Genomic DNA, 22,265 nt, shown 5'->3' with positions numbered 1-22,265 from the left:
ATAAATCAAATCGCTGAATTAATTTTCCTGATTTAACAGCTAAAAATATTAACCTTTGTTCTTGATAGGTTTAGCTTTATTAGCTGACAAAACGATTCCACTGTGACGAGAGAAGAATTTTACAGGTTCGGTCGTCAGTGAGTCGAAGATTTGTCTGTAGGTTGCGGTTTGGTTCGCGGATGTTCGGTTCTAGCGGCAGGTCTATAGGGAACGAGTCTACATGGGCGGTGGCGATGATGCAATTGGGGTTGGCTTGAAAATAGTTATCTATCTTGATGTTCCAAGTCTTGGGCATAGTAAATCTAGCGATGAAATTAATAGGTTAAGCCTAATCTATCTCTAATTATTCTCTTTCTTGAGTCATCAGAAGCTACCAGAATAGCCCAATAGTTGTCACCAAGGCGAAAAGTTTTTTTGTTTTGAGGGAACCTACCCCCTTGGAGGGTTACATTTAATTCTGGCATACCCAAAGTTTTTAACGCCAAAAATTATATGTTTCAGCTGAGGCCACTTGAGACTAAAGACTGATTTTTCAATTGATTTCCACCAATAGGATTAGAAAATACCTACATTTTTTTGTCTAGAAAATAACAGATTTTTCAATTGTTACCATGTCCAATAGTGTTTTACCTCAAGAGGGTTCTCAACAACAAGTAACATCCCAAACTAAAGTAGTATAAGAGGACTCTGCTGGTGGACTAGATCCAGATAGATTCGATTGGCCTTTTAATCTGGTTTGGTTTGGGCAAGTTAGAGCAACAGTTTTATCAAGGAGGGGAAATCCCACCTAGAAATCTGCCAGGGTAAGACATATTTTTGCCTCAAGCAATAGAATTTTTCCACTACCGATTTTTTCAGATGCTTGAAGTCAACTTTAATGTTTGGGGTAACGGTTCTATCAATCGTTCTGGGCGCATTACTTCTGAGGCACCAACCTATATTGTTATTCATGGCTATCAAAGCACTGGTGGCAATGCAAGCAATAACTACAAAGCCGCTGACTGGATGGAAAATATAGCCCAAACCATTCGGCAACGCGAGTCAAATGCTAATATCATTCTGCTAGATTGGGAAGAAGGAGCTGGTTCCTTGTGGTATCCCACTTCTGTCGCTAAAACACGCGATGTCGCTAATCAGCTGACTACCTACTTAATAAAAAATGGTGTAGATCCTGATTACACCAACCTCATCGGGCATAGTTTGGGAGCGCACATTGCTGGATTAACTGGTTCAACCTATTGTGAATCTACAGGGTGTTCTCTTGCTCAAATAGTGGGGCTAGATCCAGCAGGGCCTGAGTTTGAAGGCAAAGCAGCAAGCGAACGCTTAGATCCAAACGACGCCAATCGCGTTGTATCTATTCATACTAGTGAATCTTTAGGCTATGATGAGCGGTTGGCTACCCTGGATATCTATGCCAACTGGAACGATCTATTCCAGCCTGAACAGTGGAATTTTGCTGGCAATCACGGTTATGCCAATACTCTCTATACAAAATTACTCCAAGGCAATAGCTTTACCCAGTCCAACGGGATTCTCCTGAACTTGAATACAGTAGTCAATGCTGAATTTACTGGGCACAACGATGCCAGCACAAAAAATAATTTGGCTATTGTTGCTTTGAATCTTTTGGGTACTGCTAACAACGACACACAAGCGGGTGGTGCTGCCAATGATACCATCCGTGGTAATGCAGGAACTGACTACATTACAGGTGGCGATGGTGACGATTCCGTGTTTGGGGACGACGGTAACGATCTTCTCTATGGTGGACGTGGGAATGATTCTGCTTTCGGCGGCACTGGGAGCGATCGCCTGTTTGGAGATGAAGGTGGTGACATACTCACAGGAACAGATACAGCAGCAAGAGGTGTTGCTGAAGTTGACCTTTTAACTGGCGGCGCTGGCAGCGATCAGTTTGTGCTAGGTATTACTGTCGGTGTCTTCTACAGCGATAGTAATACTAGTACTTCGGGACTGGGCGACTACGCTCTGATTGCTGATTTCAATGCCACCGAAGATATGCTGCAATTGTCTGGCTCAAACTCCAGCTATAGCTTGGGAGCAGTGCCAAATGGTTTGGCTACAGGTACAGCTTTATTCTTGAATGAAACTAGTCCTGAACTGATTGCAATCATTCAAGGTTCTAGCAACCTCACCCTTAGTGCCAGCTATTTCCTAACTGTCTAATCTGGCGCATCAATGCAAGCAAGGCGAAAGTCAAAACAATTCAAAATTCAAAATTATTAATTCAAAACTGCACTTCTAGGGAGTTTGAAACCCACTACTGATTTAAAAACCAGTGCTTGCTCCGACTTGAAGGATAATTAATTCAAATTTTTTATTTATTTTTAATTTTGCATTTTTAATTTTTAATTTTTAATTTCATTAATAGCGATCGCCTGCTCCACACTCTCCACAATATAAACATTTTCTGGCGACAGTTTGTTAAAGAAAAGTTGACTTTCTTCATCATTATTCAACAAAATTACTTGCTTATTTGCTTTCAAAGCTAGAGCAATTTGTGAAGCGGTTTCTGCACCCAGACCGCAAGCAATTATCACATCACTGGTAAGAACATTAATATTGTTTCTAGAATTACCCATGTCTGTGAAAATAGCAATATCTACCCAAGAGGAAATACCATCTTTATTCTCACCTGGAAGAATACCAATAGTTAAACCATCAGCAGATTTTGCACCTTTACTTACTGCATCCATTACCCCTACATTTCTACCACCAGTGAGTAAAATCCATCCATGTTTGGCAATAAGTTGACCTAGTATATAAGCATTTTGTAAATCATTTGCTGTCGCATTTTCTCCCCGGTCCATAACCCCAATAATAATTTTTCGCATAAAATTTCAGATGATACTGGTTTTGGGTGACAAGTCATCTCCAATTCGCTTTTTCCCAATGACGCTCCTTCGTCGCTAACGCTGCGCTAACGCAATTACCAATTTCTTTCCCCATAACTAAAGTTAGGGGCTTGGATATTGATACTACGTCTAAGAGATTTTTTCATAATTGAAATTAGGGGCTTATACCCTAAATGCAGCAATTATTCAATTACGTCCGCAATTGCGTTAGCGACGAAGGAGCGTCATTGCGAATTGTTCGGTCAAAGCTCTCTCCCTAAAAGGGCGATTGCCTGAGACGTTGGGAAGATAGCAATCGCGCTCTTGGGGCGACCGAATCCTTTAAACATGGCAATATTGAGTAAACGCTATTTTAAAATGCTCAAAAATGCAAGAGCAATGACACTTGTGTAACATCTGCAATTCAACACTCACGCTTAATCCCTCCATTGCCCCATGCTGTCTGAAGAACCTTCATAGATCACCTTTTACACATGAGACTTGAAGTTACTGCAACAGGCAAATTTACCTTCTGGGTCGCGCAGTTAACCGATAAATTCTCCGATATTTGGAAAAAGCACTGATGATTTTCGATGCTTCCTTTTTGTCACGTTGGTCTTTGCTGCTACAGCATCTACTACTTCACATGAGTTCATAAATTCACTCCAGCATTGTAAAGTCAAGCTAGGAGCGTTCGCAACTTCTAAAAATGCTATCACTCACACATTGACAAATAAAACTAACAATAACGTCCTAGCATATACCTGGTTCAGGAAATTCGGGTTGCTCCAGATTTCAGGCATCTGAATATTCTCATCTGCGGGTAAGATTGTAGAACTTTTCGTTGTTAGTGAAATACTTACGTTGAATGTGAATTAAATGTTGAACCCCTTGTAATTTCGTTGATAACTCTAAAAGCATAATTTGTGGCAATTCTCAAAACCTTACAGGATAAAAAACGTTTTTAATTTACATTAGTCATTATTTATAATGAAGAGAGGCGTTACGCTTTATGTAAGGAAATAAACTTAGTTAAGATCCCAAAATGTCCTCACCACAAATCCAATCCTACGGTTGTAACAACTCTCTAGACCAGCCTTTATCAACTCTGCCGTCGTGGAAAATCAAATTGCTGTATGACGGCCAATGTCCCTTGTGTCTGCGTGAGGTTAACTTTTTGAAAAAGCGGGACGCGGGTCGAGGGCTGGTGGCGTTTGTAGATATTGCAGCTGATGACTACAATCCCCAAGCACATGGCGGTGTTGACTATGAAACTGCAATGGGGCGTATTCATGCTGTGTTGCCAGACGGAACGCTAGTTAAAAATGTTGAGGTTTTCCATCGCATTTACGAAATTCTGGGGATGGGTTGGGTCTATGCTGCAACTTCCTTACCAGTTATCGGTGCTATTGCCGACTTCCTATATGGGATTTGGGCATCTTGGCGACTTTTTCTAACAGGACGACCAGATTTAGCGACTATTGTACGAGAGCGTTCTTCTCAACTTGCTTGCAAGACCCAAAGCCGTTGTCGCTTAATGGATGGAGATGACTAAGCCCAGTTTCACAATAAATGATGTTCTACTAAAACTGAAGTCAAAGGTGAACAGGTGTAGCGCATCATTGAGGCGCTGCTGGAAGAAAAATCAGCAAAGGTAGCATGGCGTAAGTTTATTTTCGTTGCATTCGCTTCAAACATATCGTCAGTGATTTACCGAACTTAAAGCCCCCTCGCAGGATAATGGATTGTGGAACCCGTTGGCGTTGGCGTTTGCGAACGTGAACACCAATGAAAAGCACCGTTGGCAGTAGTGTTTCTTCATAGAAGGGCTTTCAGAGCCTTAATCCAAAGTCTAGCTCAAAATATATTTGATCCGGTGAGTCCTCTGAATATAGACGGGTTGAGCACGTTCTCTTAACTGGCTTTCCCGTTGGGCTGGGCATTTCCTAGTCTGGAAGTGCCATAAGCCATCGCTTATCAAACGGGTTGAGCACGTTCTCTTAACTGGCTTTCCCGTTGGGCTGGGCATTTCCTAGTCTGGAAGTGCCATAAGCCATCGCTTATCAAAGAAAAAATCAGCCTTTGAGCGAATCAAAACAATAGCTATCCCTGTCATTCAACCTTTGGATTACTTCTCTAACCTTTTAGGTTTTGATTGACATCAGATGTAGAATTTTAGTCGATTCAAAGGGAAGTAGTAGTAAGCTGAAATTAGAGGCAGACTACTGAATTAGGGATTATCTCTAACCACAACTGATTCAGCACACTCAATTGAAATTGTGACTCGTGAAGGAGCAAGAACAGTGGAAGCTTTACTACAAAAAACTTGTGTTCCCTGTAGTGGTGATTCGCTGCCAGTATCTGAGGCTGAAATTGCTGAACTTCAGCCTCAGATACCTAATTGGAAGATGATTGAGGAGAATGGTGAGTCACATCTACAGCGTGTCTACAACTTTCCTGATTTTCAGACAGCACTAGCCTTTACTCAACTAGTGGGTGAAGAGGCTGACAAACAAGGACATCACCCCGCTTTACTGACCGAATGGGGCAAGGTAACAGTTACTTGGTGGACACACGCGATTCAAGCACTGCATCGCAACGATTTCATTATGGCAGCTAAGACTGATGATATCGCTACTGGGTTTACTAACTAGAGCGGTGGCGCTTCAATAAGATTGTGCTTTCTTAATATTGTGACAATAAAGTAGCAATATGAAGCCATTGTGGAGAACTGCCATAATTTTAATTGCGAGCGCTGGTGTTACCATCAGCGCTATCTCGATTTTCCAAAGAACTAACCAGCCATCCATCGCACTCACCGAAGAATGGACAGCTACACAAGTGATAGATGGGGACAGCATCACAGTCCGTCAAACCGATGGTAGCCAAATGTCAGTTGAGCTTTGTGGTATCGATGCCCCGGAATTGAAACAAGGTGAAGTCCCAGGACAACCATTGGCTAATGAAGCAAAACAGAAATTGCTTAAGCTAGTCGCAGCTGCCGATAATCAACTGATAATAATTCCGGTGGAAAAAGCACAACCACGGGCGAACTGTTGCTGAAGTGATGGCTCACGGACAGGGTGAGGCTGAGATTAGTTTTCAGGAAGAACTGCTTAAAAGCGGCTTGGCTAAAACGCGACTTGGCGGGATGGAATTGTGATTTGAACGATAATTTGGTTCTTGGCAACTTTTGGTGATCTAGGTTGGGGAAAGGCAGAAGGCAGAAGGCAGAAGTCGGAAGAAGGAAATTATAGATTCAAACTTTGAGTTTGTTTAAACTGGCAACTAATATACTTTGCATTTCCTCAACTTCATTTAATAGGGGAATAAAAAGGTTTTTATCTGCCAAATCTACTTCTTTAGCAATGATTAATTGTGTATCGAGTTCTCTTAAAGAGCCTAAAGCAATATGCAAAAACTGTACGTATTCTTGCTTTGAACGTCTTCCATATCCTTCGGCTATGTTGGATGCTACAGATACAGAAGAACGTCGTATTTGACTAGTTAGACCATACAATTCTGACTGATGAAATAGGCGGGTAAATTTATAACAATTGATAGCAAGTTGAACCGCTCTTTGCCAGATAAACTGATTCCTATAACTCATATAATCAAGTGTAAATTGTCAAAATTTTGTCCTCAAATAGCCAACAAAAACCGTCGATCCAGTAAATCTATTTTGGCGCGACCATACATCTGCCGCATTAACATTTTCAGTCGATTAATATGCCCTTCAACTGGGCCATTACTAACTGACATAGTTACACCTGCTTTCACAGCATCGTAGTCAGACTCTAAACTAACAGCAAAGGAGCGCAACAAAGAAACCGAGCTGTTTTTAGCTTTGTTTAACCAAGCATCGAGCTGCTCGCTCAGACGTTGACGCACAACAGATGCAAACTGTTGAGCTAGTTCAATAGCTGACTTCAAATCAGAATGGGCTGTTTGTAGTTGAGCGATGATTTCACGCTCATTAGCTGTATTAATTCTGGTCGTCGCAAGACTAAAGCTGTGACGCGACTGAGGGTGAGAGGACGATGGGAGGAAGAACTAACCCTGGGGAACGCGTTTTTCTTTGAACACTTTGCTGGCTCAAATCCGGGCAAGGTCTTGAGATAACGAGTGAAGCGAGCGACCGTGGCATAACTACCGATATAGCCGCAGGTGCGAATTTCTTTAAACAGTTCTTGAGTGTTGTGGTTCCCGCTATTCCAGCGACTGAGGAGGTAATCATGATAAGGGTTGAGAAGACTCAGACCGTGGTCGCTACGTTCACGACGTTCGGTAAAAGTTGAGCTACGCAAGTAATTGAATACGGTAGTTTTAGAAACTCCCAGCTCTTGAGCGATTGCTAGCCCTGAGAAGCCAACAGACCGCAGTCTCCAAACTTGCTCATGGATTTCCCTCCGTCTATCCCGTGCTTTGGCGGATTGAACTTTTCTTTTTAAAGATGTGTTTTGGGGAAACCTTGGCACAACTGGGCTCTTATTAGCCTCAGTAATCAGGGAAAGGTTATCGGGGAAAGGCAGAGGGCAGACGGCAGACGGCAGACGGCAGAAGGTTGGTTTGAGGGTTTTCCTGTGCAGCCAATCCGTCTGTATTCTCTGCCAAAAAGGGTTTAAGACTAGGCTGTTGACTCTGTACTCTTTAGCCCACAAGACTTCATGCAGAAATTGTGTTTTTTATTTTGGCGTAAAGATGGCTTTTGCGGGCGCTTTCACACAAGCAAAAACCAGCACAAATAATTTTTTGGTAATTCCCCAAAAAATAGCCAAAGTCAACAGCCTAGTTTAAGACCCCCGCCCAAGTTTTGAATTTCAGTGGTCTGCAATTGGGTGGGGTATGTATCCCCATCCAATTCCCGAATGCCTTCTTCAAGTGCTGTTTCCACCTCTTTTAGCACTTTAGTATCAGTACTAAATACTTGTTTTTCCACTTCTTTAAGTACTTTGGCATGAATACCAAAGACTTGATAGAGCGTTTGAGATAAGTTCTGCAATAAGTGAAAACGGTCTGCAACTTGAATAGCTTCTGGTGCGCCTTGACGAATACCACTTTCATAAGTTTTTGACCGATCTCGTGAGACGACTTTGACACCATGGTGCGCTTTTAACCATTCTGTCAAGGTTTCAGCCTTTGCATCTTTTAGTAGAGCAATTGGTCGGCTGCGTTCGAGGTCAATTAGTGCTGTCCCGTAAGTTTTACATTTACGAAAGCAGAAGTCGTCTACCCCAAGAGTATGTGGCGTTACGATGGGTGGCAGTGGGATTGAGCGGACTAAATTTAACAGTGTGTTGCGAGAAACTTTTATCCCCCATTGCTGTAAGAGTCTTTCCCCTGCTGCACCACCATTAGCTAAACCAATCACACTCAGTCGTTGAGCTAAACGTAGAGTTTTTCTCGCCCAAGGTGCGGTTACATTGGTCAGCCTTTCTGTAAAAATGCGTCGTTTACACAAACTATTGATGCAAAAAAACTTCCTTACCCGTAACTGTAAGGTAATGCTGTAATCAGCCCAGGGTAAGTCTGCTAATAAGCGTTCATAGCGACTATGAATTTTGTGAGTTGGTTGGTTACAAACTGGACAGTTAACTACTCTACTGATTGCGGAAACAATCAAATTTATCTGAGTTTTTATCTTGTCAAGTTGGCAATTCTCAAGTCTCAGATTGCTTGAATCTGGTAATAGGTGAGTTAGCACCGACATAGAACTTGCTGAGGCTTATACCTCAAATGTTTGAAGGAGTGAAGTTTGAAGTATCTCGATTATATCTTTCTTCCTTCTTCCTTCTGCCCTCTGCCCTCTGCCTTTCCCCAACCTAGATCACCAAAAGTTGCCAAGAACCAAATTATCCTTCAAAATCAAGGTTTACAGGCGATTACTGTTTGTCCCAAGACCAAACGATGTTCACTCGACCAGGCACTGACTGTGTGTAAGGCTTTTAGCTTGGATTCTCGGTCATATGAACCTCTATGAGTTTTGCCATCTATGGCTACTACTTCTACTCCCAACTTCTCAACCAATGATTGAACCCACTGCCGAAAAATTGCTCAAATTCTTTTGGGTTAATTCTTTCAAATACCCTCCTAAAAGTATCGGGGCTGGGTATTCCCAATGGTAGTTCCAAAAACGTTTTCAACCACTCCTGTTTACTGATTCCATACTCCTCAATATCTTCCCAACCTGACGCTCCTGCTATTACTGCCAAAATCGCTATGGTGATGATATCTGTGAGTAAATGATATCTTGTCCTTTCCACTCTGGGGTCTTTTATTTGTGTGAAGTATTCCTGAAACTTAGTGGTAATGTCTTTGCTATTTACACTGGGTGTAAAAGATGCTTTGGTTTTGCTTTTCTTGTTCTCAAATCCTGCTGGCATTACTCGAACCTTGCACCTAAATGGATTAAATCTTACCCTAGCCCGGATAGTGCCACTTTGTTTCTAACTTGATTGCTGATCAGGTAAGTCCGCTTGTCAATAGGGTTTGAGACGCGCTGACCCTGCTTTGCTGTGGATGGCTTAGTAATCGCTCTGATAGAGATGACTGAAAATTATAGCGTGAACATTTACTCCTGTTTTAAAGATGGTGAATTTAAGAAACCACTACTAACGAAATATGATAAGTATTTATCTAGGAGTTTAACATCCATTTGTGGACAAACAATTGCAGAATCTGCCAATCCATTGAGGGTATTCTGATAGTCATAATCAACTGTATTTTGATACAACTCCATGATTGTCAAAGAATTTTGATATACTTTTTCAGACATCATCGGTAAAAGCGGATGTAAAACATTTTCCTGAGAGTGCCTGAAATTTGCAATTAGCTCATCTTTCCACTGAGTATATGGTAACTTCTTGAGTTGATAACCATAAGAACAAATAAACTCAAAAAGCTCGATGAGTCCAATATTTTGGTCTGGTGGGGGTACTATATGGAAAGCTTTTCCTAGAGATTCTTGCTTTTTGGATAAATGGACAATTGCTCTAGCTGCATAATCCACAGGAAGCAATTCTTCTTTTTGATCTATAAGTTCTGGATAACTACCAAGCTGTATGCATCCTTTAATAATTCTCGGCACATAAGCATCTTTTGTATGAGCAACACCTGTACTGCTATGTCCCATGAGAAATCCTGTTCTGTAGATGCTAACAGGTATTCCCCTAGACTTGGCAACCCATACAAGATTTTCGGCTACCCATTTGGTTTGAGCATAGCCAAGATCCAGAGCAACATAGTCTTTACAAGACTCGATGTTGTCATCTTCATAAACTACTTTTTGTCCTGTAAAATGGCTGATTGCACCAAAAACAGCAATGGTAGAAATGTAATGCATTGGTTTAATTTTGCCCATACAAGCTAATCTGAGAACTTCTTGAGTTCCGAGAACATTGGATTCCTTGATTACAGAGTATGGTTTAGCAAAATTTACTTGGGCAGCACTGTGATAAATAGCATCAATTTGCAGAGCCAGTTTTTCAAACTGTTTGCTAGAAAGACCCAAGTATGGCTGTTCTAAGTCTCCCGTAATTGCAATCACATGAGAACTAAAATTTGTGTGATGAAGGGCATATTTTTCTAGGTTTTGTTGAATCTTTTTTAACCCTTCATGCTCGTTTTTGGAACGCACCAGGCAGTATATTTTTGCTTGAGTTTGATGTAGCAGTTCATCAAGTAAAAAAGCCCCCAAAAAGCCTGTAGCTCCTGTAAGAAAAATATGACGCAATTCATTGACCTGAGCAACAGGCCTTCCTTGAGCATTGATCGCGGGATCGAGTACTACCTCAGATTTTAGATCGATGGCACTGGTTAAAGCAGAAACGCCATCTCGACGCACTGTCTCTATTACCTGAGCCAGTGCTTCTATAGTAGATTTTTCAAACAAGCTTTTTAGAGGTAAATCTACTTGAAAGGTTTCTCTCACAAAAAAAATCAACCGAGATGCTAGTAGGGAATTACCGCCAAGCTCAAAGAAATTATCATGAATCCCAACTTCTTCGATCGCTAGAACTCTGCTCCAAATTTTAGCCATTTGTTCCTCAATCGGAGTAGGAGGTGCGACAAATGCTGCTTCCAAATCGCTTCTACCCATTTCAGGCTTTGGTAGACTGCGAATATCTATATTGCCGTTACATACTCGCTTAGTTTGCCGATCACTAGGGAATGTTAACAGGGGTAAGTTGGAAATTGTCTGGTCTGGGTTAGAGATAATACTCTGTAATAGAGTAGAAAAATTTTCCACCATCAGAACGATTGTCTCAGCTTTAAATAGGTCAGTATTATATTCCAAATTGCCCGATAGCCCTGCTGCTGTCTCGCGCAGTTCCAGGTATAGATCGAACTTGGATGTCCCGTTATTAATTCCTAGACGGTTCATTGTTAATCCGGGAACAGTTAGCTTAGGCATTGGGGTATTCTGAAGATTAAACATCACTGAAATCAGTGGATTTTGGTTGAAGTCCCGTTTGATCTGTAAAGCATCAACTAGCTTCTCAAATGGTAAGTCTTGGTGAGTATAACCCGATAAAGCTACTTCCCGGACTCGACCTAACAACTGCCGGAAACTTGGGGAGCCGGACAAGTTGGTTCGCAATACCAAAGTATTGAGCAAAAACCCAATTAGTCCTTCTAATTCAGAACGGTGGCGGTTGCTAATCGGAGCAGCTACTAAAATATCTTCTTGCCCTGTGTAGCGAAATAGGAGTGTCTGGAATGCTGCCAACAAGGTCATAAACAAGGTAGTACCTTCTTGGCGCGAGAGAACATTGAGGGCATCTGTTAAGGATTTGGGGATAACGACCGATTGACGCGCCCCCTGATATGTTGGTTCTAATGGTCGTGGATAATCGGTGGGCAATTCTAATATAGGTAGACTGCTACTCAAATGTTGCTGCCAATAAGCAAGCTTATTATCTAAAATTTCACCTTGCAGCCACTGGCGTTGCCAAGCTGCAAAGTCAGCATACTGAATAACTAAGTCAGGAAGGGGCGAAGGGTTGCCAGTGGAGAAAGCTTGATAGAGGACTGACAGTTCCTCGAACAAAAGATTTAAAGACCAATCATCACAAAGAATATGGTGCAGGTTGAGGAGGAATATATGTTCCTCTGAACTCAATTGCAGCAATGTTGTTCGCAGTAATGGCCCTTGAATTAAATCGAAAGGACTTTGGGCTTCTTCAAGGATAACCTGACGCACTTGAGATTCCTGATCGTATGGAGGCAGCCCTTGGAGATTCACAACTAAGAGTTTGATGGGAAAAGTTGAGTGGATGACCTGTATGGGTTGTCCGTTCAAACTGGAATAGGTAGTTCGGAGGATTTCATGGCGGTTGATAATTTCATTCAAACTCTGTTCTAATATTGTGGCGTTGAGTACACCTCTGAGGCGAAAGGCTTCGGGAACATTGTAAAAAGCATGGTTGGGTACTAACTGATTAAGAAACCACAACCGTTCTTGCCCAAAGGAAAGCGGTAAATCGCCATCGCGCCCAATGGATTGTACTGGTACTACACAACATCCTATGTCTTCCTGTTGTGCTTGTCTAATGCTGTCAGCTATTTCAGAGATGGTGGGCGCTTCAAAGAAATGCCGCATTGGCAACTCAACTTGAAAGATATCGCGGATACGACAGAGGATCTGAAAGGCTAGTAGGGAATGTCCTCCCAACTCTAAGAAATTGTCATAAACGCCAATGTTTTTTAGACCCAATACATTAGACCAAATTTCTGCTACTCGTTCCTCAATAGGAGTGCGAGGAGCAACAAACTTCTCATTTGCATTCAAACTTTGAACGGATGCTGGGAGCGCTTTACGATCGACTTTTCCGTTAGCTGTTAAGGGTAAAGCACTCAATTGCACAAAGCGAGAAGGGATCATGTAGTCAGGCAATTTCTGTTTGAGAAAACGGCGTAAATTACCAACATTCGTGTCTGATGATTCGCGCTTGATAACTACGTAAGCTACTAGGCGTTGGTCGCCAGGGGAAAATTCTTTAGCAATCACTACAACTTCTTGTACATCAGGATGTTGCCACAGTGCAGTTTCAATTTCTCCTAGCTCAATACGGAAGCCGCGAATCTTTACTTGTTGGTCAATGCGCCCAATATACTCAATGTTGCCGTCTGGTAAGTAACGGGCTAAGTCGCCTGTTTTGTAGAGGCGTTGTTTTTTAACCATTTGCTTGGTGTCTCCACCAGGCTCACTAATGAATGGGCTGGGGATAAATCGTTGATCTGTCAGTTCTGGACGGTTGAGATAGCCTCTAGCTAGTCCCTCGCCGCCAATGTATAGTTCTCCAGAAACACCTGTGGGTACTATCTGCATTTGTTCGTCCAACAGAAGACAGTATGTGTTGGCGATCGCACGACCAATAGTCACGATACTGTCACCTTTTTTCACCAAGGCAAATGTGGAATAGGTTGTATCTTCCGTTGGTCCGTATAGATTAAAGACTTTTTGAATATTATCCAACGCATATATCTGCTGCACCAAACGATTTTGCAGAGGTTCACCTGCTAAGTTAACGGTGCGAACAGAAGCAGGTATACCTTGAATTCTCAGTAACTCTGCGATCGCAGATGGCACTGTATTGATTAGAGTGACTTCTTGAGCGGCAAGTAAGGTAGGTAAATACAAGGCATTTTCTGCCAAAATCACCTTACCACCCCAACTAAGGGGAACAAATATTTCAAAAACTGAGAGATCGAAGCAAATAGATGTTGCGGCCAGCACTCCAGCTAGATCCTCTGTTGTAAAAACTTCTCTTGCCCAATGCAACAGAGCGACTGTGCTGTGATGTTCAATAGCCACCCCTTTCGGTTTACCAGTCGAACCGGAGGTGTAAATGATATAAGACAGGTTTTTATCTGTAACTAGGCTGGTAAGATTCTCCTGGTTGTGTTGAGTAATTGCTTCCCTATCACTATCTAGACAAACTATATGGGCCTGATGCTCTGGTAGCTTTGAAAGTAAATTTTGTTGTGTCAGCAGTATCGATAACTGTGAGTCCTCTAGCATTAAAGCTAGGCGCTCTGAGGGATAGGCTGGATCTAAGGGGACATAAGCTCCGCCTGCTTTGAGGATGGCTAATAGTCCAACAATCATTTCCAGCGATCGCTCTAGGCAAATACCAACTAAAACCTCAGGTTGGACATTCAGGGTTTGTAGATAGTGCGCTAGTTGATTAGCTCGCTGGTTAAGTTCTTGATAGGAAACTTGTTTGTTTTCAAAAATGACCGCAATTTGCTCAGGTGTTTTTTCTACTTGATATTCAAACAACTGATGGATACATATATCATTTACATAAACTGCTGGATTTTGATGCCATTCCAGAAGCAGTTGGTCTACTTCTATCTTGGGTAAACTGAGGTCTTGTTGAGAACTTTCAGTAGAATCTTTCATTGCAAAATAGTAACTTTTAATACTGTAATTTTATTTTAAAATACTTAAATTGACTAGTCACAATGAAAAGTTTCTACTTGGTATGAGTTTAGAGGAATGAAAGCAGAGTTGGCATTTCGTAAGAATTACAGCAGATTGCAACAGGCGTGAGGTACAGATGATCTGAAGGGCACAGCAGTGCTGTGCCCCTACGTAGCGGTCTGAATTCCCGAACAATTTTCCAAGTATTGAGTCCCTTATCCCCAGTCCCTTTTTCAATAGATAGGGAGAACAATCTCAAATTCAGTTCCCTCAGCGGGCTGAGAACGCACAGTTAAAGTACCGCGATGTTGTTGGATAATAGAGTAGCTAACAAATAACCCCAAACCTTGACCACGACCAACGGGCTTTGTGGTAAAAAATGGTTCAAAAATCCGCTCTTGCAGACTGACAGGAATCGTACTATCTGTGTTGGCGATCGCAATTCGTAACCATTCACGATTTATCACTCCAGTACAAATCCGAATTTCTGGATGTTCGCTGCTTTGGAGATTATCTCGAATCGCATCAATGGCATTATTAATAATATTCAGGAAGACTTGATTTAACTGACTAGGATAGCAAGTAACTAAAGGTAGATCCCCATACTCCTTAATGACGCGCACTTCGGGTTTATTTTCAGAAGCTTGTAAGCGATGTTGCAAAATTAACAAGGTGCTTTCAATACCACTGTGTAAATCTACAGCTTTAATTTCGGCTTCATCTAAGCGAGCAAAGTTGCGTAAACTCTGGACAATTTTACTGATGCGCTCGCTACCAATCTTCATCGATTCTAAGGTTTGATTGGCATCTTTAACCAGAAAATCAAGCTCAATTTCTTCCTTCATTGCTTGAATAGCTGGATTATGTTGGGGATATTCCTGCTGATAAAGTGTCAGCAAACGCATCATATCTTGAATGTAATTTTCTGTATGGGTAAGATTACCCTTAATAAAATTAACTGGATTGTTAATTTCGTGAGCAATACCAGCTACCAATTGACCGAGGGATGACATTTTTTCGCTATGAATTAATTGTCCTTGAGTTTGCTGCAATTTTTTCAAGGTCTGCTCTAAATCTTGAGCTTTTTGGTTAAGAGCTTGGGTTTTGTGTTCTACCTCTGCTTCTAGGATGTAAGAATAGTTTTCGGTTTTTTGATACAGACGGGCATTTTCTACAGAGATCGCGGCTTGACTGGTTAGGAGTTGGAGAATCTCGATGCGATCGCTGGTAAAAGCGCCTAAAGTTAAGTTGTTCTCTAAGTACAAAATACCGCTGAGTTTTCCTTGGCGACTAATGGGAGTACATAAAACTGATTTGGGCTGGTGAGTGATGATGTAGCTATCACTAGCAAATTGCACTGCTGTACTCAAGTCTTCAAACACAGCCGTCTCTTGAGTTCTTGCCACTGCATAAATCAAACTTTGGGGAATTTCTGGGTATTGCTCTAGGGGAATTTCTAAGGTTTTTACCAGTTGTTGATCGGCTTGAGCTACAACTAACCATTGTTCCTCTTGGCGGAGAACTAAATGACCGATTTGTGCGCCAGCATTGGCGATCGTAATCTCCATTAAGGTTGCCAACAGTTTCTCTAATTCAATTTCTTGAGAGATGGCTTGTGCGGCTTTCATCACCGCTTGCAAATCTAAGTATAAATTTTGCTTGCTAGAGCTTTTAGTTATACTTCTCATCAAAGTTGAGGCGATGGTTAGCCCAGATGCGATGGCAAGATTAGTCGGTTGGAGAATGGCTGTTAGTAGTTGCGGATATTGTTGTTCTAAATGGGCGACTTTCGCCTTTGCACCCCAATGGGCGTAGCAGTAGTAGGCTTCTTGGATATAGTCTGCGGCCATTTTCTCTTTGCTCCAAGCAAGGTAGAATTTGGCAGCAAGCTCATTGCTGAGTGCTTCTTCTTGGATATAACCGTTTTCTTTTGCCCCCTGAATGGCTTTTTCATAGTAGGTCATTGCGTCTAAATGACCCAAAATTTTTGCCCGCTCTGCTTCAACTAAATCGTATTTGTGTTGATGATTAGCGGGAGCATGGAACGCCCACTGACTCATCAGTTTCTGGTTTTCTGCAACTTTTTCTAGTGCCCATTGTTGCTCTGCCTCATTGCCATTTGAACAGGTAGCCAGGAGAGTAAGGGAGTAGTAGAAATTATGTTCCGCAAACTGCAAGAAGCCAACCATGTTTCCTTGGTATTTTTCGGCTTCTTTAGCATGGATGAGTGCCTGCTGATAGTCCTGAAAGATGAACAGAAGAATCGTCTTTGCTAGATGGAGCAGGAACAGGAGAGTTCCGTTCTGAGTTTCAATTAAAATCGGCAGCATTTTCCCCTCATCGAAACTCTCTCCAACGAATATTAGGGCATCTTCTGCTGCTCCCATCAAATTCAACACAAGCTGACGACAAATCTGCCCGAAGTAAATTTGATACTCTTGTTTGAATTTCAACAACAGATCAATATATTTTTGCTGTTGCTGATTCACCTGCTCCAGTGGTTCGCCGACGAAGAAAAGATAGTTGCAGTAGGAAGTAGCGTTGTAGCAGGCATACTCGACATCACCTGCTTCTAATCCAACCTGAATAGCTTCACGTAGGGGAGCGATCGTTTTGCGAGCGGGTTCCCGCCAGTGCCGCACAAACACATCAAAAATGTTAATCACTTTTGCATACAATTTCCTATCGTTGAAGCGCTCCAGTAATTTTAATCCTAATTGTCCAAACCGATAGCCTCTTTCAATTCCGGTTGGGCTACCACATAAAACCAGACCATAAAAGGTGTAGCCAAATGCCGAAAATGCCGAGTTGCCAAATTGAATCGATAGGTTCACTAGTGTGTAAGCAATCAGTGGTAACATATCTGGTTTAGCGTTCAGGCTGGGAGTGACCATTGCGATCGCAATTCGCATGGCTGCTAACTTGTGCGGATCGAGCATCTCTGGCAGGTTCATTAAATCCTCGATCGCTAACTCCAGTGGGGGTTCTTTAAACAGTGGTTCACTCAAAAACTCCAGCACTTGCAGACAGATGTCGATTGCTGCCAGCATTTGATTTTGAGCAATGTAGAAATAGATTTTGATTTCATACATCTTCACCTTTTGCAGCAAATCCTGGGCGTGCTGAAGAACAATTTCTGAAAGCTGTTCTGCCTGCTCGAAATGGGCAGTTAGGTACTCAATTTCAGCCGCTTCTGTATAAAGGGAAAGGGTTAGGTCATAATGATGTTCCCAACCGTTTTCTGGGAGCGCTGCCAGCCCTGCTGTGAAGTATTTACTTGCCGTCTCATAGGCGGTTGCTGCCTTGGCTTTTTGTCCTGCTTGCAAGTTCATTTGAGCCAGTTCATTCCGTTGAGCTAGATCCAATTTTTGCAGCCTAGAGATTTCGTCACCATTTTGTGCATTCAACAATCCGGGAGAACTTTTTTGAGATGTCAATCTCAGACCGTAATTCAATTGATTGACAATTTCAAAAATTTTGCCTTCTCGCTCTGCTTCAGGCGTATTTGCCCACAGTTGTTGCCCGATTTTGAAGTGGGTAGACTGTTTTTGATCTTCTGGAATCAGACTGTAAGCAGCTTGTTGAACGCGATCGTGCAAGAATTTATAAGGAACGACAATCTCACCATCGCGATTAATGTAGTCTGAATTATTTGATTGGAAGAACTTGTAGGTTTCACTAATGGGGAGAATCAGCCCTTCTTGTAACGCCTTCCATAGGTTGCTCGCTATCTCAATAAGTGATTTTTCAGAGACCATTGCCAAGGTCTTCAAATCAAATTGGTTGCCAATACAAGCCGCCAGTTTCAAAACCTCTTGTGTCTCCACCGGAAGTTTCTGTAACTGCAATGCCATGAACTCTACTACTCCATCGGTCAATGCCAATTGCCGCACCGAAGCCAAGTCACATTGCCAGTAACCCAGTTCTGGCTGGAACTGAATCCACCCCTCCTCGTGCAGTGCTTTGAGAAACTGGGTTGTAAAAAAGGGATTCCCTTTGGTTTTCTGATATACCAATTGTGTTAGGGGTTGAGCCAGTTCATTGGGACAACTTAAGGTGTCTGCCACCAATTGATTCACCGTTATTTCCACCAAGGGTTCCAGGGTAATCGTATTGACGGTAGCTTGGGCTTGCTGAATCTGTTCCAGCGTCAGCATCAAGGGATGAGTTGGAAAAACTTCATTATCTCGATAGGCACCCAGAATGAGTAAATATCCAGAACTGGCTTCACTCATCAATAATTGCAGCAAATTCAGAGAAGCCGAATCTGCCCATTGCAAGTCATCTAGAAATATCACTAGTGGATGCTCAGGGGTGGTGAAAACCTGGATAAATTTCTGAAAGAGCAAATTGAAACGATTTTGGACGGCATTACCAGATAGTTCCGGGACTGGCAGCTGTTGACCGATAATTCGCTCTAGTTCAGGAATCACATCAACGATCACTTGTCCGTTTTCACCTACAGCCGCCAAAATTTTCGCTTTCCACGTCGCCAATTGGACATTACTCTCACTCAGTAGTTGTCCCATCAAATCACGAAAGGCTTGCATAAAGGCACTGAACGGAATATTACGCCCGAACTGATCGTACTTGCCTTTGATAAAGTAACCGCGTTGTCTCACAATCGGTTTATGGACTTCATTGATCACCGCTGTTTTACCAATCCCGGAAAATCCTGCTACTAGCATCATTTCTGAATTGCTATTAGCGACGCGCTCAAAAGCTTTGAGCAAGGTTGCAACTTCTGTTTCTCGCCCATAGAGTTTTTCAGGGATAATGAAGCGATCGCACACATCTCGTTCTCCCAGGACAAAGGTTTCTATTCTCCCCGTTGCTTTCCATTGATTAAAACAGCGTTCTAAGTCATGCTTCAAACCCAAGGCGCTCTGATAACGATCTTCGGCATTTTTCGCCATCAACTTCAACACTATCTCTGAGGCGATCGCGGGAATTTCTGGATTGATGCTGTGTGGGGCGAGTGGGAGCTTGGCTAAATGACAGTGTACTAACTCCATTGGGTCATGGGACTCAAACGGTAATTAGTCCGGTCAAAAGTTCATATAATGTCACACCTAAAGCATAGAAGTCACTGCGGTAATCAATACCACGATTCATTCGTCCAGTTTGCTCTGGGGAAAGATAGGCAAGGGTTCCTTCCAGAACATTGGGATTTTGGATTTCCTGGTTTTCGCGCGGGAGGAGAGAGGCAATGCTAAAGTCAATCAGCTTAACTTGATGCGATTCTGGATGAATCAGAATGTTAGCAGGTTTGATATCTTTGTGGATAACTCGATGCTGGCACACATCATGGAGAATATCAGCAATTTGTCGGGCTATTTCTAAAATTTCCCGTAAGGATAGGGAATAATTTTGGGTATAATCCCGTAGGGAAATGCCGCCAAAGTCTTCCATCACTAAGGTATACCTGTTACCGTATGCTTCTAGGCTTAATGGATGGATTATGCCAGGAATGTTAAGATTTTTGGTGATTGTATACTGGTTACGAAACTGTAATAATTCGCTAAAGGTGGGGTAGTCTTGCCGTAATAGTTTAATCACCACTGGACGCTGACTTAACTCCTGCACTGCTCGATAAACTATTGTCTGAGAACCTGCATATATCTGCTCAACAATGGCATAACCAGGGATATAGGGCAATAGATTTGAATCGGGGATTGCTGCCAGTGTTGTCATAGCGTCAAGTTAAAATCTTTAGAAGAAGTTTATAACTTTAATATTTCCCAATAATTTGGCAGAATAAACATTCCGTAACTTGTATACATAATTAGGGTTTGCTGAAAAAGATAGGAAAAAAGCGATTAGAAAACAATTCCAATATTTGAAAAGAAACTTATCATAGTTTCCATGATTTTTTTAGGGTTGTTTTCAAAGTCGGGTAGCACTTGGAGGTACAGGGATCGGAATCCCAGTCGCTCAAACAACTTTTATTGTGTATGCAAGTAAATTTGGACTCAGCAATCGTAGCACTAAGGAGTAATCCATTAGTTTCAGTCCCTAACACCGTATTATCGCTCAATCAAACCCAACAGCTTCTCCTCCACAGCCGTCAGCCGTCAAATACGGCCGCTTCAGTTCCCCCAGATGCTTCAGCACAGCACTTGGGGCATCTTCCAATCTCTCGTTTTCCTGTAACCTACTGATACGTAGGCTAGTAAGAACCGCAGGCATCGCATATCTCCCGCATCTGCTCACACTCCGCAGGCAGGTAATTGTAAGATTTGAGGTGCTGCAACCCAACGGAGTATTCGCCATCCCAGACTCTCACGGTGCAACTGAACTCATTCACTGCGCTGACAATCCCTCAGCACCCACCCTTGCCCCTGAGTTCTGGGTTGTCTTTAACAAGGATTTGGCACACTTCGCCGATTTGGTAGGTATTGGGTACTTGGGTAAGCTCCATGATGCGTTGTACTACGTCTTACTTATAAGACACTCAACTTGGACAGATACATCAGGAAAGCAAAGGGGTGAAATAGTACCTGTGGTTAGTGTCAGTTCGGTTTTGTATTCCCCATTTTTTAGGTCACAAAATACTTTTAACTGCGGAGTGTTCAGGTTCACAACCCAGTATTCAACAATACCAGCCTCCGCATAAATGTCTTTTTTGTCACCTAAATCTTTGCTCAGGATGGCTTTGGAAAATTCAATAACCCAGAAGATATCTTCTGGGTAAGGATGGTGTTCTAAGTAGACCTCACCTAAAGGTTTGACAATCGCAACATCGGGAGCAGGTTCTGGGGCATTTTCCAAATTTTCACGGTTCTGCAATCTACTGATGCGTAAGCGTAGCCCAAAGCAGGCATCGCTCTTAGAGAAATGCCAGTTATCTACATCTTCTGAGATTCTATTGAGTTTTGTTAATTTCTAGCCAGTTGTAGAGTGGGAACTGAACTCTGTTGAGCGCTGTATGAATCATGTAGAGGGGTTCTACAGCACTAACTAAACAACTGGCATAGCTGGATGTCAAGAAGCGGGAAGTTTTATCTTTTCCCTCGTACAACTTCTTCACTGTCCCGTTGTGTTGCTAACTCCATTGAAACTGCAACCCAAAGCCATTGGATGCCAAATTGCCAAAATTGTTCAGGGTATTCTCCCATACTCCGACTCCAGAAGCGTCAATAATTTCTCTTCCACAGCAGTAAGATAAGCCCGATTTACCTTCCCCAACGACTGCAACAGACTTTTGACTGTCTCCTCCAGCGAATCGCAATACACCCGACTGATGCGATCCTAATCTCCTGAACCTGCTGACACTCCTGGGGCAGATAGTTGAATGATTTAAGATGTTGCAACCCAACGGCGTACTCGCCATCCCACATTCACATGCTGCAACTCAAGTCATTTACTGCGCTGACAATCGCCCAACAGCCACCTTTGCCTCTCAGTTCGGGATTGTCTTTTGAAAGGATTTGACACACTTTACCTATCTGGTAGGTGTTTGGTACTAAAATTCTCTCCATTATTTTTTGCACAATGTCTTTCACAATCCTACCAGTCGGCATTTTCCCACCAGCAAGTTCTACTGCTCTTAGCCACACTTCATGCTGTTGTTGAGGTTCCAGCTTGGTCATTGATCGGACTTGGCGCTCACTCATGGGCAGAATTTGTGATCCATTGGTCGTCAAATTCTCATCTGCCACATTTTGACAACCAATGGTTGTCAAATTTTCGTAAACACCAGCTGCGGCGATCAAATAATTTGATTGTTGCCGACTATGCCCAAAGCGATCGCAGCAGTATTCCTCAAATGTTTTATGCGTGGATCGATACAGTCGTCTATCCCTCAATTCCGTTAACGCCTTCCCTGCCTCAAAAAACGCTCTTTCTACACGGCGCTCTAAATGTAAGCGAAAGCGATCGCGCTGTTCTTCTTCTGTCAACTCTGGAACTTCAACAGCAGTAACAGGGCAACTCGCAATTCGCAATTATAATTAACTGCGAATTGCAAACTGCAAATT

The 22,265-nt window shown here is 42.5% G+C and carries 16 protein-coding genes and 3 pseudogenes; 4 read left to right on the top strand and 15 right to left on the bottom strand.

Translation table 11 applies throughout. The features are described from left to right. Positions 1-54: 54 nt before the first annotated feature. Positions 55-295: pseudogene (locus HWQ43_RS27325) on the bottom strand (AIPR family protein); the annotation flags it as partial. A gap of 563 nt (positions 296-858) precedes the next feature. On the opposite strand from HWQ43_RS27325, the gene HWQ43_RS27320 reads away from it, so the two are divergent. After that, complete coding sequence (locus tag HWQ43_RS27320) at positions 859-2,190, top strand: hypothetical protein (RefSeq protein ID WP_292739486.1); 1,332 nt, start codon at positions 859-861, stop codon at positions 2,188-2,190. 182 nt (positions 2,191-2,372) lie between these two features. Here the strand turns inward: HWQ43_RS27320 and HWQ43_RS27315 are convergent, their stop codons facing one another. Next, complete coding sequence (locus HWQ43_RS27315) at positions 2,373-2,858, bottom strand: cytochrome (RefSeq protein ID WP_292739484.1); 486 nt, start codon at positions 2,856-2,858, stop codon at positions 2,373-2,375. A 1,045-nt stretch (positions 2,859-3,903) separates the two neighbouring features. On the opposite strand from HWQ43_RS27315, the gene HWQ43_RS27310 reads away from it, so the two are divergent. Continuing rightward, on the top strand, positions 3,904-4,413 hold the full coding sequence (locus HWQ43_RS27310) for a thiol-disulfide oxidoreductase DCC family protein (RefSeq protein WP_292739482.1): 510 nt from the start codon (positions 3,904-3,906) through the stop codon (positions 4,411-4,413). 8 nt (positions 4,414-4,421) lie between these two features. Here the strand turns inward: HWQ43_RS27310 and HWQ43_RS27305 are convergent, their stop codons facing one another. After that, positions 4,422-4,556 carry a hypothetical protein gene (locus HWQ43_RS27305; protein WP_292739481.1) on the bottom strand — a complete coding sequence of 45 codons (135 nt, stop codon included), beginning with the start codon at positions 4,554-4,556 and terminating at the stop codon, positions 4,422-4,424. A gap of 605 nt (positions 4,557-5,161) precedes the next feature. On the opposite strand from HWQ43_RS27305, the gene HWQ43_RS27300 reads away from it, so the two are divergent. Next, positions 5,162-5,512 carry a 4a-hydroxytetrahydrobiopterin dehydratase gene (locus tag HWQ43_RS27300; protein WP_366932919.1) on the top strand — a complete coding sequence of 117 codons (351 nt, stop codon included), beginning with the start codon at positions 5,162-5,164 and terminating at the stop codon, positions 5,510-5,512. 58 nt (positions 5,513-5,570) lie between these two features. Continuing rightward, positions 5,571-5,921 (top strand): thermonuclease family protein, encoded by a 351-nt coding sequence (locus tag HWQ43_RS27295; RefSeq protein ID WP_292739477.1) that lies wholly within the window; start codon positions 5,571-5,573, stop codon positions 5,919-5,921. Positions 5,922-6,117: 196 nt separating this feature from the next. Here the strand turns inward: HWQ43_RS27295 and HWQ43_RS27290 are convergent, their stop codons facing one another. The 12 genes and pseudogenes from HWQ43_RS27290 to HWQ43_RS27240 all read right to left on the bottom strand — a co-directional run bounded on the left by HWQ43_RS27290 (position 6,118) and on the right by HWQ43_RS27240 (position 22,232). Then, a complete protein-coding gene (locus tag HWQ43_RS27290) occupies positions 6,118-6,468 on the bottom strand; it encodes a four helix bundle protein (protein WP_292739475.1) in 351 nt (116 codons plus the stop codon). Positions 6,469-6,500: 32 nt separating this feature from the next. Then, a pseudogene (locus tag HWQ43_RS27285) lies at positions 6,501-7,378 on the bottom strand (transposase); the annotation flags it as partial. Between the two features lie 260 nt (positions 7,379-7,638). Beyond that, a complete protein-coding gene (locus tag HWQ43_RS27280) occupies positions 7,639-8,568 on the bottom strand; it encodes an ISL3 family transposase (RefSeq protein WP_292739473.1) in 930 nt (309 codons plus the stop codon). A gap of 179 nt (positions 8,569-8,747) precedes the next feature. After that, positions 8,748-9,241 (bottom strand): annotated as a pseudogene (locus HWQ43_RS27275) (ISAs1 family transposase); the annotation flags it as partial. Between the two features lie 188 nt (positions 9,242-9,429). After that, positions 9,430-14,265, bottom strand: a complete 4,836-nt coding sequence (locus tag HWQ43_RS27270) for a non-ribosomal peptide synthetase (protein ID WP_292739471.1) — start codon at positions 14,263-14,265, stop codon at positions 9,430-9,432. Positions 14,266-14,519: 254 nt separating this feature from the next. Next, entirely contained in the window at positions 14,520-19,301 is a 4,782-nt protein-coding gene (locus tag HWQ43_RS27265) for an AAA family ATPase (protein ID WP_366932917.1), read from the bottom strand. 13 nt (positions 19,302-19,314) lie between these two features. Then, a complete protein-coding gene (locus HWQ43_RS33915) occupies positions 19,315-19,980 on the bottom strand; it encodes a serine/threonine-protein kinase (RefSeq protein WP_366932916.1) in 666 nt (221 codons plus the stop codon). Positions 19,981-20,319: 339 nt separating this feature from the next. Next, entirely contained in the window at positions 20,320-20,475 is a 156-nt protein-coding gene (locus tag HWQ43_RS27260) for a hypothetical protein (protein ID WP_292739470.1), read from the bottom strand. A 243-nt stretch (positions 20,476-20,718) separates the two neighbouring features. Next, positions 20,719-21,150 (bottom strand): Uma2 family endonuclease, encoded by a 432-nt coding sequence (locus HWQ43_RS27255; RefSeq protein WP_292739501.1) that lies wholly within the window; start codon positions 21,148-21,150, stop codon positions 20,719-20,721. A 1-nt stretch (position 21,151) separates the two neighbouring features. Continuing rightward, the gene (locus HWQ43_RS27250) at positions 21,152-21,316 is read right to left on the bottom strand and encodes a hypothetical protein (protein WP_292739468.1); all 165 of its coding nucleotides are present in this window, start codon (positions 21,314-21,316) and stop codon (positions 21,152-21,154) included. A gap of 15 nt (positions 21,317-21,331) precedes the next feature. Beyond that, a complete protein-coding gene (locus tag HWQ43_RS27245) occupies positions 21,332-21,619 on the bottom strand; it encodes a hypothetical protein (RefSeq protein WP_292739467.1) in 288 nt (95 codons plus the stop codon). Between the two features lie 7 nt (positions 21,620-21,626). Then, positions 21,627-22,232, bottom strand: a complete 606-nt coding sequence (locus HWQ43_RS27240) for a hypothetical protein (RefSeq protein WP_292739465.1) — start codon at positions 22,230-22,232, stop codon at positions 21,627-21,629. Positions 22,233-22,265: the final 33 nt, after the last annotated feature.

It is taken from the genome of Nostoc sp. JL31 (assembly GCF_017114965.1).
GTDB lineage: Bacteria > Cyanobacteriota > Cyanobacteriia > Cyanobacteriales > Nostocaceae > Nostoc > Nostoc punctiforme_A.
This window is presented reverse-complemented; position numbering and strand designations above follow the sequence as displayed.